Below are 17,933 nucleotides of genomic sequence, written 5' to 3' on the forward strand. Positions count from 1 at the left end.
AATGGGAAAAGTGACATCCAAGGGAACCACCCTGAAGGTCAAGATCGCCAGCGTGTACGTCCCCGTGGCACAGCTGATCAGCCTGGGGGGACCGGAAGATGAAGTGCAGGACACCGAAACTCCAACCCTCGATCAGGTGGGGAACGAAATCGCCCATGATGTGACCGGCTGGGTGGAACCGGGTACGGTCGATTTCGAAATCTATTGGGACCCTGTTCTGGAAGTGCATCAGACGCTGATGGCCTTCAAGGCGACCCCGCAGGTGGCCGACTGGCAGAACCTGTACCCGGTCGGAACTCCGATGAGCTATTCGGCCATTCTGAAGAAACTCAGCCCGGCTGCTGGTGTCGGCGAAATGCTCAAGGCGAGCGGTTCCATGCAGCTGACCGGATTGGCCACCTACCCGGAGACTGAGGAAGAAGAAGACTAATCCTCATGATGCGGTCCCGGTTCTTTGATCCATTCATTCTCACACACAGGTTGATTCCCTATGAAAGCCATTCTCATTCGTGACCACGACGGTGACAACCCGGAGTATGACGCAGCTGTCCATGCGGCCTGCATTGAAGCAGGAAAGCCCTATCGGGTGTCCAAGACCAGAAAAGTTCCGGCCGGAACGGAAATCGACGCCCCGGAAGCCTGGAAGCTGGTGCGTCTGGGGGCCGCTGTCCCCGGCGATGAAGAGTGCCGGGAAGCGTCCGGCATCAGCGAGACGAAGCTGGATAAGGCGATCGCGGCGGCGGACAAGCTCGCCAAAGGGATGGGGTACGACATCCCGGCATTGCGACGCAAGAAGGCGAAAGCCGAGCAACCGGCCAGCTGATCCGGTATTCCTGCTCACTTTCCAACGACCAACAATGAGGATTTTCACTGATGGCCATTTCACGAGACCTGCTCCTGAAAAAATCTCCCCGGGTCGTTCGGGACTACAAGTTCCCGGAGGACTTCCCGGAAGGGTTTGCCGGACAGACGTTTCACGTCATGCGGATGACGGCCAAGGAGCGCGGCCAGTTTGAAAGCCAGTTCGCAACCAAAGCGGGAAAGCCTCTGGCGACCCGTCAGCGGGAAGTCCGGCAACGCCTGGTCATCGAGACGTTTTGTGATGAAACAGCGACGCGGCTGCTGACAGAGAACGATCTGGAAGGACTCGGGGAGCAGGACGGCGTCATCGTCGAATTCATCGCGGCTGCGGCCACGGAAACCAATCGCATCAGCGAGACCGATCTGGAATCTCTCGCAAAAAACTGACTGCCGATCCCCGCGCGTTGTTTGCCATGAAGCTGGCAGCGGGGGTCGGGAGGACTGCGGATGTCGATGGGATGCTGGATTCCATCGATGAGGAGACGTTCCGGAAGTGGCAGGCGTTCGATGCGTTCACCTGTCCGATCGGTCCGGATCGCTGGGATGGACCAGTGGCCGCGTTCATGGCGGTGGTCGTGAGATATCTGGGGGGACTGGCTGGTGAAAAACCGGAAGTCCTGCAGGAGATCACACCGCAGACGTTCTGTTCGTGGTTGGACGACCCGCCGGAAGCGGAACCGGATGAACTCATGGAAGCGGAAGCGATGCGGGCGAACATGGAATCGGCAGTGCTGCTGGCTCGGGCGCGGACTTGAGGTGATGACGTGATTTACACCCTGGAGAACACCACACGCATCGGCCAGCCGGTCATCGTGAAGGATGCCACCGGAACGGTCGTTCCGAAGTGCCTGGAGTGCGACACGGAATCGGGGTTCGTGAAGCGGTTCGCTTTGCAGCCTGACGGTCGTCCGTTCATCTTCCATCGGAAACCGGTGTTCATCTCCGAACATCGCCCCGCGCCGTTGTCTGTCACACGGAAGGAGCAGCCATGACCATCGGTGATATGGTTGTGAACCTGGGACTGAACAGAGTTCCCTTTTCCAGCGGGCTCAATGCGGCTCGCTCGGAACTGGCAGGATTCGGCCAGTCGACGATCAAATCAATGGCGGGGATTGCCACGGGGATCGTGGCCGGGTTCGCGGCTGTCTCCGGAATCAGCGCGTTCAAGGATCTGACACTCTCAGCCATGCAGTCTGTCGATGAGACGGGCGAGCTGGCCGATACGATCGGGACCACGACAGAACAGTTGATCGGCCTGCAGCATGCAGCCTCACTCGGGGGAAGCTCTGCAGAAGGGCTGACCAAAGGCATGCAGAAGATGCTGGCCAACGTCGGAGCGGCCCGGCAGGGGATCGGAAGTGCCAAGGGTGTTCTGGATCAGTTCGGACTCTCCGCAAATGAACTGGCCGCGCAGGACCCGTCCCAGACGTTCATCCAACTGGCCGAGAAAATCTCCCAGCTGCCGAGTGCGTCGGACCGGGCCGCTGCAGCGATCAAGATTTTCGGGAAGTCCGGACAGGAGATGTTGCCGATGCTCTCCGGTGGGGCTGCCGGGATCCAGGCCATGATGGACGAAGCCGACAAGCTCGGAATGACGTTCAGCAACGTGGACTCGCAGAAAGTGGCGGAAGCCAACGACGCGATTGACCGGATGAAAGGAGCGGTCATGGGGGTGGCCCAGCAGGCCGCGATCTTGCTTGCTCCGGCGATTACGCAGGTGGCTGATGGTTTCACGATGCTGGTTCCCATTGCCGGACAGGTTTTCGGATTCATCAGCGATTCCCTTTTGACCGCGTTCGACATCGCCGGATGGGCGATCGCCAATTGGCAGACCATTGCAGAAATGGCGTTTGTCGGTGCTCAGCTGGGAGTGGTGACGTTCGGGGCGGAGATGGTGCATTTCTTTGCGTCGACGTTGCCGGAAATGCTGACCTGGTTCGGTGACAACTGGGGGAACATCTGGCGAACGGCTCTGGATCTGTCCCTCACGATGCTGATCAACCTGGGGGAGAACATCCGGTCCATCTTTTCATCCATCTGGGAATTCATCTCCAGTGGCGGGACGAAGTCGCTGCAACTGACATGGAAGCCGCTGACAGAGGGGTTCGTGAACGCCATTCAGTCGCTTCCGCAGATCCCCAAACGTGAGATGGGGCCTCTGGAACGCCAGCTGAATCAGGACTTCGCCCGCCTGGGGAACGCTGCCGGTCAAAGCCTGCAGGACCATCTGGACCAGCAGCAGAAAACACGGGAAGGAGTGCAGGCGCCCGCATCCAAAGCGGTCGAAGCGCTGCCCGACATTCAGTCCGGCAAGGACAAGGGCGAATCCAAGGCATCGGGACCGGTCGCAGCCCGCGTGAATACGGTGGAAGCCTACAAGCTGATTCAGTCATCCGGTGCGGCTCAAGCGAACGCGCGGGACCAGTACCTGAAGAAGCAACTGAAAGCGACGGAAAGCCAAACCGGTCTGCTCCGGCAGATTGCCGCGAACACCGGTGATGACACTACAGAAGAACTGGATTACTGATGTCCGTCGAATCATGCAAACGTAACCCCGGTGATCAGAGTGGAGGTGAAGACACCTGCACTGAAGGCTGGATTGTCACGGTCAACAATAAGAACGATCACCCGCTGTCGTTCGTGGGGGGACTGCAGGCGAGCGGAGCCCTGCCCTATCGCGGCGCAGGCCATCCCATCAATCCGTTCTTCCGGGCGACCGGCTTGAAGTACCAACGCTGGAACGGGAACAGCCTGCGTCAGTGGCACATCACCTGCGAATACAAAATGGTCTTCAGCGAGAAGGATGAAGACGCTGCGGAACGGGAATCGACTCCGAACCCGCTGGAACGACGGCCCAAGGTCACCAAGAGCTACGACCGGGCGGAAATCCCCTGTTTCGAGGACCGCGATGGAAACGCCATCCTGAACGCGGCCGGTGATGCGTTCCTGGATCCCGTCGTCCGTCCGAAGTCCTGCCCGGTCTGGAACGTTCAGATAAACGTGGCCGCGTCCCCGGGATGGATGGACTCTCTGGCGGACAAGACGAACTCTGACACCTTTGAAATCCGTGGTCGTTCGTATCCAGCCGGAACGCTGCTGTTTGAACCGGGAGACGAATCGGACATCCAGACCGAGAACGGCGTGGAATTCATCACGGTCAGTTTCAAGCTGCTGGTGGATATGGAAGGCTGGAAGGACAAGCGTATCGAGAACGGGCTGAATGAGATGGTCGACATCGGCGGCGGGGACAAGATCAAACGCAAGATCAAGCTCCCGCTGAAGGATGAGGAAGGGAACGAACTGGAATACGACGATGCACTGCGGGACTTTGTTTCCGACCCCCAGATGCTGGACGAGGATGGTTACCTGATCGAGAACCCGACCCACACCACGGCGGTTTTCAAAGAAACGGAAATCTATGAAGAGGAGTCGTTCAGTTCGGCGTTGCCGGATCTGTCCGGATCTTAGGAGAACGGTTCCATGCCTGGATTGACACTGCGAGCAGCCAGAAAGACAGCCAAGACCGTCCGTCGGTACGCGCGGACCAAGCGCATCCTGCACCAGCCACGCAAGCAAACATACCCACCCGGCGGAAAGCCATCCGGTCCCTGCTCCGAAGTCGACTGTTTGAACTGTTTCGGACCGGTCTCCGGGGGAAGTGTCACGCTTCCGTACACGATCGACGGGACCACGGAAGACATCGAGATTCAGTGGAATGATGACAAGGAGGCCGTTCAGACTGCCTACGAGGGTCATTCCAAGATCGGCGAAGGCAACGTGAAGGTAGTCGGCGGTCCATGGCCTGCGGTCGCACTGCACGTCATTTTTCAAGGTGACCTGAAAGGCCAGACCATCGAATTTCCGGACGGTGATGATATCTCCGACGACCTGACCGGCGGTGGAGTGTTCCGGATGTGGAAAGCTTCTTCAGCCAACTGGAAGGGGTACGATTCCTGATGTGCAGCTGCTGCCCACGCATACATCAGCCAAAGCCGGTCGCCACGCTGTTCAAGCTGACGCTGGACGGCGGTCTGGTCTGGCATGCCCGTAAAACGGGATACCCTGCCCTGGAACACTCCCATCTTCAGCCTTCCCGGGCAGTCCTCACCGGGGCCGACGACTGGTGTGCTGACTGCGGCGGGTGGATTTCATCAACAGATCCGGTCACGCAGTTTTCCACTTACACCGACAACGGCGGTTCGTTCGATCTGGAGTCGGATTCAACAACTCCGACCACATCACCCCGACAGTTGGAGTATCGCCACTGGTGTCTCAGTAAAGACGTTTCAACCGGCAATCGATACATCTGGGCCTTGCCGATGGGGCAATCGACGCTGGCCTATCCTGCGGTTCTTCCAGCGGGTTCTACGCGAGACCTGTATCTCTGCCGGTTCAAGGTCAGCGACGGGGAGTGTGACAAGACGCAGTATATCAATTATGCGACAAACTCAGAATCTCCCGGTGGTAGCCGAATCAATGGCATCGTTGCTGACGGCGTCCTCACCTCCAGAAGATCGATTTCGGGCAACTCCTACGGAGGATGCACCTACGCCAGCTGGGGGTCCATGAGCACCTATGCGAATGTCACGGACGTACAGAGATCCTGCTCTATTCGATGTCACAATTCTGCCGGAACCCTTCTCACGGGACGATTCTGCTATTACCCGCTCCCGTGGCTGGGCATTCCGTTCGTGAGGCACGGGTCGGGGGAAGTTGCGTTCCTGAAGCTGGGAGCCAGTAACGGGACTGGCGACTCTCAATTCGGCTACGTCTCGATTGAAATTGCCGCCAACGGTCCGGCCACGACGCGAGCAGTGCGGGCACTCTCGACGGTGGCCACTGGCACAGCAAGCAGCGGCTCTCCCGGACTCTACCGGGCGGACACGATCGATTCGAACGGGACAACGCTCGCCACAAGAATGCCCGCTCAAAGAAAGCTGTTTCTGCTCGACAATAACCTGAATATTACCTGGAGCTACGTTGACCCATCGACGACATACTGGAGTGTCCATCATCTGATCGTGGCGGGAACGTCGGCGGTCTACCAGTTCGCAGAAATCAGCGGAGTCTGGCACGCGGTCAAATACACCAGTTCCGGCGTGGCCTGGGCGACTCCCTTCTCCAGCGTGGGCGAATGGGGATCGAACTACATCTACGAAGCTCGCGAGCACGACGGGAGGCTGTACATCTCCGGAGACCTCCCCTCACTCACGGACGGCCTGCGAATGCACATGACCGCCATGGACGTGTCGACAGGCAACGTCCTCTGGCAACGGCAACTGATCGACCCGCTGAGTACCGCAGCCACCACATTCGGAGCGGCTGAATTCGAAATCGTCGACGATCACCTGCTGGTGGCGTGCAACGGGAAGGTGAAGTTCGGGTGAAGGTTCCTGAACAAGAAAGGGACTGTCGAGTGCGGGCCGGCATCGACAGCCCCTTTGCAACGACGCTTGGCCGAAGCGCCGTTCATCATCCTGCAGAATCTTCGCCCTGCAAGAGGAAAACCAGCGACTTCAATTTTTGATGGCGGGACGTCGACGAGACCATCGGGACACAGTTATTCGTCGATTCGCGAGGTCAACGACTTTCCCGCTCGATTTGAACTGAACCGTTCAAAGTGGACCGATCAGGTCGACGCGGCGATTGAGCGGTATCGGAGGCATCTAAGTGATGAAAAACTCGTCATAAGTCACTTTTTAGAGCCGAATTGGGGGATTCCGGAGCAATAGAATTTCAGACATGCAATTTAGTTGACTCAACCGCCGGATCAAATGGGAGTGGTGAATGGCGTCGCTCAAATCAAAAGCGACGTCGATAGGATGCCACAACATCCCGCTTGCCATAGACTTGTCGATGTTGATACTGTTTTCCACAGTTTCTCGCAAGATCATTGCGATCGATGAATTTCTGGTGGGCCAAATCAAATGAACCATTCTCTGCGAGTTGCGGTTGAAAAATGTAGTCAGTGCGATGCGATTTTCGGACCGGATGATTGCGATTGCCCTGCATGTGGAAAACAACTTGTCGCGCCAAACGTACGTCATGCATTAGATCCCCAGAACACAACAGCACTCGCTTGCAGGTTTCAAGATGCCAAGAATCACTGCAAATCCGGTCCCCGGAAAACGAATTTCTCCCGAATGGAGAAAACCGTATCGAAATCCTCCAAAGTGGTAATTGCTGTCCCTGCTGTATTTGCAAAAGAATTCTTCAGAGATGTAAAGAAGGTTCATCCGGGAGATAGGGGTGTTGTCGTTAACCGACGATCTCGAAGCGGGTGGTATGCAGGGACAGGATGCGGAGCTGGAACAGTTCCAGGTCGCGGTAGCCATATGCTCGCCGCTGCAGCAGCTTGACCTTGTTGTTCACACCTTCCAGCGGACCGGTCGAAATCGGGTGATGATACCAGGCCAACAGCCCACTGCGGTGTCCCTGTAACGTCCGGGCGAACTGCTGCAGGATGCGAATGCCCGAGGTCTGGGCTCGCCTGCACCAGTCTTCCAGGAACTCCATTGCATCACCCCAGGTCTCCTGCTCCCAGAACATCCGCAGCTCATCCTTCAAGTAGTAGGCAATCGCCAGCGGTTGGTTGAGCTGCAAGGCTTCCTTCAGCCGAAGGTGCTCTCCTTTTGAATGATCCAGGCTCTCCGGGTTCTTCAAGAGCAGCCAGCGGGTCCCTTTGAGCACCTGTCTTCCCAATGGGCCTTCCGCTTCATGAAACAGCTCCCGACGCAGTTGCGTCAGCTTCTCATTCAGCAGCTTCATGATGTGAAATCGATCAAACACCAAAGACGCATCTGGCAGGTTCTCCAGCACCGCACTGATGTACGCGGGCGACATGTCGGTGGCCACCGCCTGCACCTGGGCACGAGAGGATGTCAGCCGTTTCCAGAATGGCTTGAGAGCATCAGCTCCTTTTCCCTTGCCGACGAAAACCACCGCTCCACTCTCCAGGTCCAGCACCAGCGTGATGAAGCGGTGCTTCTTTCCGACATGGATTTCATCAATGGCAATTCGCTTGTGACACCGGTGCGTCAGCCGGTCCAGGGCGGCTCCGGTGAGTCGCTCGCTCCCCAGCACCTCCGTCCAGTTCTCGAACGGCAGGTTCGTCGTCACGATCAGGCTCAGACGTTCGTACGCGGTGCTGATCACATCGAACAGCAGTTCCGCTCCGATCTTGCTGGCGGGGACATAGCCCAGTTCATCCAGGATCAGCAGGTCCAGTCGGGAGAGCTGTTTCTTCAGCTTCAGCAGCGTTCGTTCTTCACGGGCTTCCAGTAACTCCGTGATCAACTCTGTGACCCGATAAAACCGCACCTTCTTTCCCTGCGAACACGCGGCGATCCCCAATGCTGTGGCGATATGCGTCTTCCCCGTCCCACTGTTCCCCACCAGTAGAATATTCTCTCGCTTGAGGAGATATTCACATCGGAGCAGCTCTGTCACCAGGAGCTTGTTCAGCGATGGTTGTGAGACGAACTCAAACGACTCCAGTGTCCTGTGGTGCGGGAACTGCGCGGCCTTCAGTCTTCTCTCCGACGATTTGCGTTCCCGATCAATGAGTTCCAGGTCGCACAGCTGCAGCAGGTAACCCAGGTGATCGACGTTCTCACTGGCACAACGGCCAGCGACCTTTTCACATTCGCTGTGCATCGTCGGCAGTTTCAAGGCTTTGAGATGATGATGCAGCAGCACGGTGCTCTTCGTTTCGATCTTCTTCATGAGACGACTCCATTGAAAGACAACAGGGACTGGTACGCCAGCACACTCGTCTGGCGGATCTGGACAGACTTCAGGTGCGGTCGACCCTCCAGGCAGAACAGGTCGACCGGTTGTTCTTCCCGGTACTCAAGGATCAATCGCACCGCATCCGCGCTGGTCGCTCCGATCTCCAGAGCGTGCTGCACAGCATCTTTCAAAGCAGACAGCGAATGGCTCTCCAGGAGCCGCAGCACCTTGATGAACTCACGGGTTCCACGGCCAGCAAACTCCGCTTCGAACCGTCGTCGCAGGATCCCGAAGCTCACCGGCAGATCCCAGTTCTCCAGCGGCCTGGCATGATCAAACCCACCGGGCTTGCGTTCCAGCAGGGCCAGGTAATGCACGGGATCGTAGAACGTCTGCTCCTTGTCCCAGCAGCGGGGATGGGTGGCCACCAGTTCTCCTTCACAGATCAGGTGGACCTGATCGATCGTGGCTTTGACCGTGATGAGTTGATACGCATACTTCGTGGGGACCGAATAGCTATTCCTGTCGAAGCGCACCAGTGAGAGTGCATCGGCTTGAACAGACTCGATGCGGAACGAAGAGAACTCTTCTTTCGGAATCGGACGCAGATGATCACGCCGTTCTTCATCCAGCAGCACCTGCTTGGAAGCGGGTTTGCCACGGAGGGTTCTGGCCAGGTCTTTCTCACACAGAGATGCGAGCTGAGCATTCAGCTCCTCCAGCGACCGCACCTGCGGGACCGGCACCAGGAACGTCTTCCGGGCGTAGTCCAGCAGACGTTCAACATGTCCTTTCTCATTGGGCCTGCGGACCAGACAGAAGTGCTCTGCATACAGAAAGTGGCTCTGGAGCCGCAGGAACTCCGTGGTGAGCTTCCGTTCCCGGTGGCTGATGATCTTCGACACTGCCACCTTGCTGTTGTCGTAGCTGATGCGAGTGGGGACACCGCCAAAGAACGCGAAGGCCCGGACGTGCCCTTCCTGGAATGACTCGGTGCATTCTCTGGGAAACGCTTGCATGAAGATGGCGTCCGAGTACGGCAGCGTCATCACGAAGAGCGCCACTTTGGTGAGCTGGCCGTTCAGGTGAACATCGGCAAAGCCGAAGTCGACCTGAGCTTCCCCTGGTGGATGCGAGAGCGGCAGGAACACTTCCCGGGACTTCTGTTTCAGATCCCGCACCGCCATGGATACCATTGTCAGGCCACCGGTATAGCCGTGTTCCTCACGCAGTCGCTCGAAGATCTTCTTCGCGGTATGCCGCTGCTTGCGATGGGACGACTTGTCTGCCTTGAGGATCTGCTGGATCACCGGGAGAAACGGGTCCAGCTTGGACGTGCGGGATTTGCTGCGTCGATACCCCGGCGGCTCGGCGTGAGCGAGCATCTTCTCCAGCGTCTGCCAATGAATGCCATACTCTTTGCAGGCGGCCCGCTTGCTGACCTGACCCGTCAGGACTTTGCGTCGAATCTCTGCCCATTGCTCCATGTCGGTATACACCCCGTCCCCCGCTGCCGGTTGCCAGATCCTGGAAGTTCAAAACTCCAGAGTCTGAACAAACGACAACAAGTGAACATCTGGGCGCTACACTCTTCCCTGAAATTCCCCTCACCGACAGGCGCTACGTTTTTGGACTGATGTCTACATATCACAAGAACGAGACGATCACGCAGGCCACGCAGCTGGGACTGCGAACGTACATCCCGGAGCCGAACTCACAACACCATCGCAAGTGGATCGACAAGCCGGAGGAGGTCCAACAGGCAGTGCTCAACAACCGCCAGCGCATGAGTCGATCCAAGGGAAAGGACCTGCAGCGTCAACGCAGCGAGAAGGTGGAACGCAGCTTCGCCCATGTGTGTGAAACCGGCGGAGCAAGGCGAACGTGGCTGCGAGGATTGGAGAAGATCAACAAGCGTTACCTGATCGTGGCTGCAGCAAGGAACGTGGGTTTGCTGATGCTCAAGGCGTTCGGCATCGGCAAACCCAGAGGTCTGCAAGGCGGAATCCGGGCCATTCTGGCACTCTGGGGAACCTGCACGCTGCTCTGGGCCGCCCTGAGAAACCGCCTGCGATCGCTCCAGGCAAGGACAGCTCAACTGCGTGGAAGAAGAGTCAACCAACCTGGGCAAGAACATTGTCGTCACAGCTACGTCGATTACCAACTCCTCCATGCAGCGTTCCTTATTGGCGGGAGGCTTTTTGATGTATGGCAGTGCGAGGTGCGGTACGTTTGTGGGAGTGACATTTGTGCGAGACAGCCGCCCGCGCCACTTAAAGATTTCGTCAGACTGACTCATTCGTTGAATTGCCGCCAGACTCGCAACTTCGAGAGATTGACTCAAGTGATTGAAAAGCACTGAAGGCGATTGGCAAGTTTCGTGTCGAAACCTGGACGAATGTCATCCAGAGGCAGCCCAGATGGACGAATGGTGGGATGACGCGCTGTCCAATTGAAGTCATCGACCAAAGAGCGTGGACGGCCAAGAGGTTTCGACGAGAGTTCGGTGCGGGGAACCGAGCGAGTCGAAATTCCGTTGACCCACTGCGTCGAATGAAAGCTGGTCGATCACTCAGATTTTCTGTGAGTCGAACGAAAGTTCAGCCTCTGGTGCGAGTTGCAATTCGCACCAGTTGAATGCGAGGAGAACCTGTTAACGTCAACCCGCCTTACGCTCAAAACCCTTTACTAACCCACCGACAAATGACCTCACCTCAATGTCATCCAGCCTGAGTTTTTCGACATCCTCTGGCTCTTCTCGCACCGGTGGCAAATGACCGCGGCACATGTGGCTGCGGTGCCGGTTGTAATAGTCGCTGAACTCCGTGATGAGGTGGTCCAGATGCCGCTTACCAAAGATGATGAATTTCGACAGGCACTCCGATTTGATTGTGCCGATGAACTTCTCGCAGCGTCCGTTCAAATTGAGCGAAGTCTTCGGCAATCTGTTTGTCCTGAGAACATTAGCCTTGAGGGTGTCCGTGAATTCGCGGCTGAACTTGGTGTCACGGTCATGCATCACAATGTCTGGTTTGTGCGCCCGTCCGGCGGTGTCCTCAATGAACTTTCGGGTCTGCTCGCAGACCCAGGCTGACGTCGGATGTTCCGTGGATTCCGAGACAATCACTTCCCGAGTGGAAACGCACAGCCAAACCAGCACATACATATCCCTGAGGCCTCGTCTGGTGACGGTCTTCACGCTGAAGAGGTCGGTTGCACAGAGTGGAGGTCGGTGATGCCAGGCAGACTTACGTTCAACTCCCTTCAGTCACTCGGCGACAAGTGACTTTACCCCTGCTGCAGATGGTCACCTGCCGCAGCCCTCGCACGGGTTTGCCTTCGAGAAACCGATCCCGGTTGACCCAGAGCAGCTCACTGAGAGCTGCGGCATCCCGTCGATCGGTCTTGCAGCGTTTGCGTTCCTCCGGCTGAATGAGGATCACGTTGTGACAACGATAGTCCCGCAGCATGCGAATCAGCCAGTCATTGAATCCGCAGACTTCGACCACAGCGATGAACGGTTCTTCGCTCTGAGCACATCTTCTCGTCAGCTGGTCGAAGAACTCCAGGACCTTCTCAGGCTACGTGGAAACCTGACGAGCCAGCAGGACGTCACCCCTCTGGTCGCGAAATGAAGCAGTCAGCTGACGGCCATGTTGATCGATTCGAGAAAGAGCATGGCGAGGTTCTCCTGTGAGAAAAGAGTTGGGAATATCCCACACCGGGAAATTCCGCTCCCAATCGCAAATGCTCTTTCATCGATATCAAAGGTGTGCGGGCACAAGCCAGGGAAAATTGCTCTCACTGGAAAGCATTTTACAGTTATCTATTCTTGATGCAGTTTAGTGTTCGTCCGGATTGACGATGTATCCGGCAAAGAAAACCGTCCCGTTTCGATCGCGGATCAAATAAAGGAATGGCAGATCAAACGTGATCTGGCGGACTTCCGGAGCGATCCCTTTTGCGATCCCGACCGCTGTTACGACCGACTTTACCTTCGTCCCTTCGTTATCAAACTGCAATTGAACTTGGTCTTTATATTCGCCCAGTCTCAGTTCATCCGAAGAAAGAACTCCTGAGAAATCTGCTTCCTGACTAAATGCAGCTTGAATGCCCAGCTTCGACAAAAGTGGCTTCAATGAGCCTTCGAACCGAACCTGAAATCGCGGGAGGACCAGCTTCACCATTTCCAGTGATTCGGGCACATCTTTATTCCAGGTCAGAATCTCATGTAATCCTTGAGGTGTGGAAAGGATCTGTGAAAGATTTTCCAATTTCGATGGACGAACCAGACGCATGGAAAGCGAACTTCCACGATAAGGGAGATCGATAATCTCATAATCATCTGTTCGAAATGTAGCAAAACGATCAGTCCGCTGTATCCCTGGCGTTTTGATAATTCCTTGTGGTGTCTGAAATGCAATTGCATCAGTTGTGTCGGTAAATCGTCGCTCCCAGCGAGCTTCCAGAATCGCTGCCGTCACAAGGAGAAGGATCGTTCTTGATTGTGAAACTTCCGGGAGCAAGACGGGGATGGAATCTGATTGTACTTGTTCTTGCAACGATTGACGAACATGAGCTTCGACAGCATCGACACTCATGTTGTCGATCGGTTGAATCTTGATTCCCATTTTCTGCATCGTTGCTGCAAATTCCGGTACGATTTCCTCTACCTTGGATTTCGCACAAAGAATCGTTCCGAAACGGAGTGGAGCTGGTGAAGAACCGGCGACCGGTTTGGTTCGTCGTGGCGTCAGCGGAAACGTCTCGTTCAGAAACTGGGTTCCGTCGTGAAACTGGTATCCTGAAATCCGGATTCTTCCCGTTGATCGACGGATTTCATCCTGAAAATCTTCGACCGTCCTGACTGGTTGATCGTTGACTGTAAAAATCAGATCTCCCGTGCGACGAACAGCCTGAGTGTCGTCGGCCGCGAATTTGAGCGAGCCCAGCTTCACGCCGTATGTTGCGTTTTCTTGAATCTGGAACGGGAACGACAATGTGACGGGGTAACCGCACGTCCGGAATTGATCAACGGTCTCCGCCAGGCGAACGGATCCTTCGGGAAGATGCAGGACTTGTCGCAGCTCCTTCTCCGTTTGTCCGCGGGAGCCGCTATGTAGAATTGACAGTGACTCGAAGAGTTGATAAGTCGATATTACGGTGTTGTGAGTCAAGCCTTCTGTTTGGTTTAAACATGAAAGTGCAGAGCTAGTAAATCGCTGCTCTGCTTCGATCAATCTGGGGAAATCCTGTTCGGGTTCCGCCGCGGGACAAAATGTGCAACACAAGAAGACGGAAAGCAACGAAATCGATCTCCGCCAGCCGAGTTGGCTTAAAACAGGCTGCCCCATACCTGGAAATCCTTGTTGACTGCTTATGGTTTGAAATAGCGCACAGGAACGTTTGCGATCGGCTTCCCCAATTTTCGGTCGACAATTTGAATTTTGTTCTCGACTAAGGAACCCTCACCGACTCCGATTGATTTTGATTCTGCCTGCAGTTCATTCGATGGAATCTCTTCATGAGGCCCATAGGCACGAAAAAAAGTAGCCGAAATCACACCAAGATCTCCAACGATTCCAGCTTTGGCAGCAACCGAGTCTTCGAACGGGGTAATCTTGAATTGACTTGCGGTGTGTCCATCTTTCTGCCAGCCCGGAACGACAATCGATCCCCGGGGGGAAACCAGCCAGTAACTCTTTTTTCCGCTGAACCAGAAACTATCGACGCCGTCAAGCGATAATGCCACTGCGACTTCAAAATTGCTGTCGTTGACTAATCTCACGGAAAAGGCGTCGGTCTCCTTCAGGGGTACGAACGCTTCACCACTGTCGAGCGATACAACACATGGAGTTTTGTCGATAAGGATTTCGATTGCAAATGGGCTACCTCTGGTGGCTCGAATGACGGAATGACTTGTTCCTTCTGCGTTTTGCGACGGCGTATTCAGACCCCTGGAGACGAACCCGGGACCGGCATCCGCAGAGCGATCGAATGGAATTCCAAGAACCTGGCCCACATCTCCAGCATCATTCAGGATGACATCCTGGCTTTGAAATTCCTGAAGCACTTCTCCATTGGAATCGATTAACTGAGTTTTGAGACGAACTGTCACTGCAGTCTTTGAGTCTTTGGGAATTAAGCGGGTGCTGACAGCAATCGGTGCCCGGGTGACTTTCGTGTCCACGCCAAGCTTTTTCAATTCTGCCCCCAGTAATTCGCGAACCATGGATGGTCCGCTGCTGGCACGAGTGGGGGGGCCTTCAACTTGAATTCTTGCGCTGGTATGCCCGAGTGCTTCCAAGGTCTTGGCAATCGATGCTGCCAGAGTGCGGACTCCTCCATCCAAGGTTTCCCCGCGAACATTTCCCTGCCAGAAAAAGATGGTCACTAATCCGATCAGCGACCAAGTGCGGAATCGATCTCTCGATGTTTTCATTGATTCGATCTTTCTGCTTTCTCTCATGGCATGTCAGTACAACAGGACCGCTGTACACTGATAAAGCCTGTTGTCGCGAGAATTCCGAATGGTGAAGCTCATCGACTGAGCAGAGCTGGCGATCAACTCGCGGTAATGTGTTTCGTTCTGGACGGCTTCACCATTTACAGAAACGATCACATCACCTTTTTCCAGGTACGAAACCTGCCCATTGGGCATTCGAATCTTCCCTGCTGGTGTATTTGCCATCACTCCGGTGACGACAACTCCGCCTCCTGCTGAAGCGGAAACATAAGCACCAAATCGCGTTCCGACAGCAGGAGTTTCACCAGGCTCAGAAAGGAGCTTTGCAATACATTGGTAGATCCGGTTGTCACGTGAATTGCGGATCGTAAATCGCATTTCGACGGGAGATTTCAAAATTTCATCACGATAATGCGCTTCATCCCGAATACTGACTCCATTGATGCCGACAATCACGTCGCCCGGCTCCAGATAAGTCGGTTGTCCGCTGGTGAAATGAAAATGTGCAGCTGGCGTATTGGGTGCAACACCAGTCACCTTCACTCCACCTCCTGAAGCCGACTCAACATATGCTCCGAAACGTGTTCCACCTGAAGATGTGCCAGAACTCGAAAGGGTCGTTGTGCACTGATAGATCCGACCGTCCCGCGTATTCCTGATTGTGAAGTTCATCTGCGACGCAGAGCTGGCGACGGCATTATTGAAATCGTCGAAAACATTCATTGCCTGACCATTGATTGTCAGGATGATATCTCCGATTTCCAGACGGGATGGACTTCCATTGGAAAAGCGAAACCGAGTCGCGGGAGAGCCCGGTGTAACCGCGACAACCTGTGCACCTCCATTTCGCATTTCAACACGAACTCCGAAGCGGTCCGATGACTCTGGCAGGTCGGGGCCCTGAATTTCTTCGACATCGAATTGCAAGCGGGCTGGCGTCTGTGAAGTTTGAGGCTCGTCGCTCCCGCCCGGGACGGGATACTCATCTGAAAAGACTTGCCGAAAACTTGCCTTTGTCTGAGATGCGGTTTGGCGAAGGACATCATCCCAACCAATCGATCCGTTCCTGGACTGCTGATTGAGCGTTAGTGTGAATGCATCCGTGAAGATGGATCCCTTGGTGGAGTTTTGAAAAGTGTAGGCACATTCTCCCTGACTGCAGGAATTGATATCCACCACTCCGCGGGAGCGAAAGAACAAATGTCGGAAGAGCGGAGAAGTCACTCCAGGAGCGGGAGCAGCAAACGAGGGTGGATCAATTCTTAAATCGCGGCGAACGAAACAGGCGTCCGTCATGGCCACCATCAGTCGTGCATTCTTGTTTCGAAGTTCGTCGATTATTTCACTTCTAATCAATGACATTGCTTGCTTCGTCGTAGGATTCGTCAAGACAATGTAATGCCCTTTCGCGGCATCAAAAGCACCATGACCACTGAAATAGAAGAAGATCGCATCGTCAGACCCCACGGGGACCTTGCGGATCGTGGCGAGCAGTGAATGGGGAGTGATCCCTTTGGGGATTACGACGAAATTGACATCTGCATCGGCCAGCTGCGTCGCAAAAGCGACTTGAATGTGTCCCACATCGGCTGTCGCAAAACGACCGAGCGTGGGATCTGCCTCATCAGCCACAGCAATCAAATGCACCTTACCTGCGTACAGGAAAGACGGAATTGCAAAGAAGAAAGCTGCCATGCAGCAGATTGCTGTCGGATACAATCGAGAAAACATTATGGCCCTCGCAAATATCGGGAAGGAAAAGGTTGAAGGTCTCCAGGACGACATCGATCTCGAGACCTTCAACAATAATCGGGAGATCTAGCTCGCGGCGGGAAGAGTTACCGTGGACTCGACTCCCGGAGGGAGATCATCCGGGGGCAGATCCAGCGTCAGGCCATCCTCTGTATCCTGCAGTGCGGGTGCGGGTGCTGCCGGTGGAAATGCGGACTCGGGGATTTCATTCAGATCGGACTTCCGGTACTGCTCCGGCAGCATCGAATACAGGTTCTGGCCGTTCCGGTTCAATTCACAACGTCCCCAGTATGCTTTCTTATATGGATTGTAGAAATAGACATACTTCGGCCTGGACGGGTAGTAGACGACATAGTGGTGTTTGTATCCAGAGTAACCAGGGGTCGGTTTATAATAGAGCGGTCGATAGCTGTAGGAGTGCTGGGGGTGTTTCTGCCAGCTGCCATAGTACTGGCGAGGTCCGGCAGCCGAAGCAGTTTCCTGCAGGCTGCCCAATGCCACGCAGCAGGTGACAACCATCAACGCGATTCGTAACGGGTTCATTTCAGATCTCCAAACTCTGTGATACGACTGGAAGTCTCGCCATTGCCAGACTCATCTGATCTCTTTAACGCAGATCGGTATTAATTCTTCCCGAATTTTTGGAAGGAGTTTTCAATATGTAGTATTGAAACTGACCTTCCCGCTCTCTAAAGGTGCTGCACCAGTTTCGAGTTGCGCAGCGAAATTCCTCACTCAAAAAAATTGCCGTTCGCCCGGACAATTCGAAATCTCGAAGTTTGCACGCACTGATCCCCGGCGAAACTTTTGCCGCCTTCATCTCCCTCGTACAGACGAGAGAGAACCCACATGGGACCTGAATAAACATTTCAGCACCGTAATGCAAGTCATAATACCCCTGCGAATCCTTGTTTCCAAGCCGAACGGGAGTTGACTTGGTCGCCGACAGCAATTGAGGCTTTGTTTACTCTTCCAACTTTGGACGATCTCGTCCGTCACCCCCAGTGGTGCCCCCTGGTCGATTCTGGAATATTCGCCGTGGTTCGGCAGCCGGTATCGATAATCATCCGTGCTTGAGGAATTCAGACATCGGAAGAATTGCTGAATGTCATAGAAAGTCAGC

19 protein-coding genes and 1 pseudogene are annotated in these 17,933 nt (G+C 55.1%); 11 read left to right on the forward strand and 9 right to left on the reverse strand.

Translation table 11 applies throughout. The annotated features are described in order from the left end of the window. Position 1 precedes the first annotated feature (1 nt). From SH661x_RS11580 to SH661x_RS11620, 9 genes are read left to right on the forward strand one after another with little or no spacing between them, the layout of a single operon-like run. Positions 2-430, forward strand: a complete 429-nt coding sequence (locus SH661x_RS11580; protein ID WP_437231072.1) for a hypothetical protein — start codon at positions 2-4, stop codon at positions 428-430. Positions 431-490: 60 nt separating this feature from the next. Further along, positions 491-823, forward strand: coding sequence for a hypothetical protein (locus tag SH661x_RS11585; RefSeq protein ID WP_437231073.1), 333 nt, complete (start codon positions 491-493; stop codon positions 821-823). Positions 824-873: 50 nt separating this feature from the next. Beyond that, the gene (locus tag SH661x_RS11590; protein ID WP_437228763.1) at positions 874-1,248 is read left to right on the forward strand and encodes a hypothetical protein; all 375 of its coding nucleotides are present in this window, start codon (positions 874-876) and stop codon (positions 1,246-1,248) included. Between the two features lie 26 nt (positions 1,249-1,274). After that, positions 1,275-1,616, forward strand: coding sequence for a phage tail assembly protein T (locus SH661x_RS11595; RefSeq protein WP_437228761.1), 342 nt, complete (start codon positions 1,275-1,277; stop codon positions 1,614-1,616). Positions 1,617-1,625: 9 nt separating this feature from the next. Then, on the forward strand, positions 1,626-1,853 hold the full coding sequence (locus tag SH661x_RS11600; protein ID WP_437228759.1) for a hypothetical protein: 228 nt from the start codon (positions 1,626-1,628) through the stop codon (positions 1,851-1,853). Beyond that, the gene (locus tag SH661x_RS11605) at positions 1,850-3,388 is read left to right on the forward strand and encodes a hypothetical protein (protein WP_437228757.1); all 1,539 of its coding nucleotides are present in this window, start codon (positions 1,850-1,852) and stop codon (positions 3,386-3,388) included. Before SH661x_RS11600 ends, SH661x_RS11605 begins: the two co-directional genes overlap by 4 nt. Continuing rightward, positions 3,388-4,329, forward strand: coding sequence for a hypothetical protein (locus SH661x_RS11610; RefSeq protein ID WP_437228755.1), 942 nt, complete (start codon positions 3,388-3,390; stop codon positions 4,327-4,329). Before SH661x_RS11605 ends, SH661x_RS11610 begins: the two co-directional genes overlap by 1 nt. Positions 4,330-4,341: 12 nt before the next feature. Beyond that, positions 4,342-4,818 (forward strand): hypothetical protein, encoded by a 477-nt coding sequence (locus tag SH661x_RS11615; protein ID WP_437228753.1) that lies wholly within the window; start codon positions 4,342-4,344, stop codon positions 4,816-4,818. After that, positions 4,776-6,248, forward strand: coding sequence for a hypothetical protein (locus SH661x_RS11620; RefSeq protein ID WP_437231074.1), 1,473 nt, complete (start codon positions 4,776-4,778; stop codon positions 6,246-6,248). Before SH661x_RS11615 ends, SH661x_RS11620 begins: the two co-directional genes overlap by 43 nt. 871 nt (positions 6,249-7,119) lie before the next feature. Here the strand turns inward: SH661x_RS11620 and SH661x_RS11625 are convergent. The 3 genes and pseudogenes from SH661x_RS11625 to istA all read right to left on the reverse strand — a co-directional run bounded on the left by SH661x_RS11625 (position 7,120) and on the right by istA (position 10,091). Next, positions 7,120-7,911: an ISL3 family transposase gene (locus SH661x_RS11625; protein ID WP_437231189.1), complete on the reverse strand. Its 792-nt coding sequence runs from the start codon at positions 7,909-7,911 to the stop codon at positions 7,120-7,122. Beyond that, a pseudogene (gene istB / locus SH661x_RS11630) lies at positions 7,894-8,586 on the reverse strand (IS21-like element helper ATPase IstB); the annotation flags it as partial. The gene SH661x_RS11625 and the pseudogene istB, both read right to left, overlap by 18 nt. Continuing rightward, on the reverse strand, positions 8,583-10,091 hold the full coding sequence (gene istA / locus SH661x_RS11635; protein ID WP_437231075.1) for an IS21 family transposase: 1,509 nt from the start codon (positions 10,089-10,091) through the stop codon (positions 8,583-8,585). The pseudogene istB and the gene istA, both read right to left, overlap by 4 nt. Before the next feature lie 137 nt (positions 10,092-10,228). Between istA and SH661x_RS11640 the strand changes: the two genes are divergently transcribed. Then, positions 10,229-10,954 carry a transposase gene (locus tag SH661x_RS11640; RefSeq protein WP_437231076.1) on the forward strand — a complete coding sequence of 242 codons (726 nt, stop codon included), beginning with the start codon at positions 10,229-10,231 and terminating at the stop codon, positions 10,952-10,954. A 297-nt stretch (positions 10,955-11,251) separates the two neighbouring features. Here the strand turns inward: SH661x_RS11640 and SH661x_RS11645 are convergent, their stop codons facing one another. The 5 genes from SH661x_RS11645 to SH661x_RS11665 all read right to left on the reverse strand — a co-directional run bounded on the left by SH661x_RS11645 (position 11,252) and on the right by SH661x_RS11665 (position 16,753). Beyond that, entirely contained in the window at positions 11,252-11,758 is a 507-nt protein-coding gene (locus SH661x_RS11645; RefSeq protein ID WP_437231077.1) for an integrase core domain-containing protein, read from the reverse strand. 88 nt (positions 11,759-11,846) lie between these two features. Beyond that, the gene (locus SH661x_RS11650; RefSeq protein WP_437231078.1) at positions 11,847-12,101 is read right to left on the reverse strand and encodes a hypothetical protein; all 255 of its coding nucleotides are present in this window, start codon (positions 12,099-12,101) and stop codon (positions 11,847-11,849) included. A gap of 333 nt (positions 12,102-12,434) precedes the next feature. Continuing rightward, positions 12,435-13,946, reverse strand: a complete 1,512-nt coding sequence (locus tag SH661x_RS11655) for a serpin family protein (RefSeq protein WP_437231079.1) — start codon at positions 13,944-13,946, stop codon at positions 12,435-12,437. A gap of 23 nt (positions 13,947-13,969) precedes the next feature. Beyond that, positions 13,970-15,061 carry a hypothetical protein gene (locus SH661x_RS11660; protein ID WP_437231080.1) on the reverse strand — a complete coding sequence of 364 codons (1,092 nt, stop codon included), beginning with the start codon at positions 15,059-15,061 and terminating at the stop codon, positions 13,970-13,972. A 6-nt stretch (positions 15,062-15,067) separates the two neighbouring features. After that, the gene (locus SH661x_RS11665; RefSeq protein WP_437231081.1) at positions 15,068-16,753 is read right to left on the reverse strand and encodes a PDZ domain-containing protein; all 1,686 of its coding nucleotides are present in this window, start codon (positions 16,751-16,753) and stop codon (positions 15,068-15,070) included. On the opposite strand from SH661x_RS11665, the gene SH661x_RS11670 reads away from it, so the two are divergent. After that, positions 16,752-16,880, forward strand: a complete 129-nt coding sequence (locus SH661x_RS11670) for a hypothetical protein (protein WP_437231082.1) — start codon at positions 16,752-16,754, stop codon at positions 16,878-16,880. The two genes, SH661x_RS11665 and SH661x_RS11670, sit on opposite strands and share 2 nt — an antisense overlap. Here SH661x_RS11670 and SH661x_RS11675 read toward each other — a convergent pair. Then, positions 16,877-17,353, reverse strand: a complete 477-nt coding sequence (locus tag SH661x_RS11675) for a hypothetical protein (protein WP_437231083.1) — start codon at positions 17,351-17,353, stop codon at positions 16,877-16,879. The two genes, SH661x_RS11670 and SH661x_RS11675, sit on opposite strands and share 4 nt — an antisense overlap. Positions 17,354-17,933 lie beyond the last annotated feature (580 nt).

The organism is Planctomicrobium stercoris (assembly GCF_051465655.1).
Classification (GTDB): domain Bacteria; phylum Planctomycetota; class Planctomycetia; order Planctomycetales; family Planctomycetaceae; genus Planctomicrobium.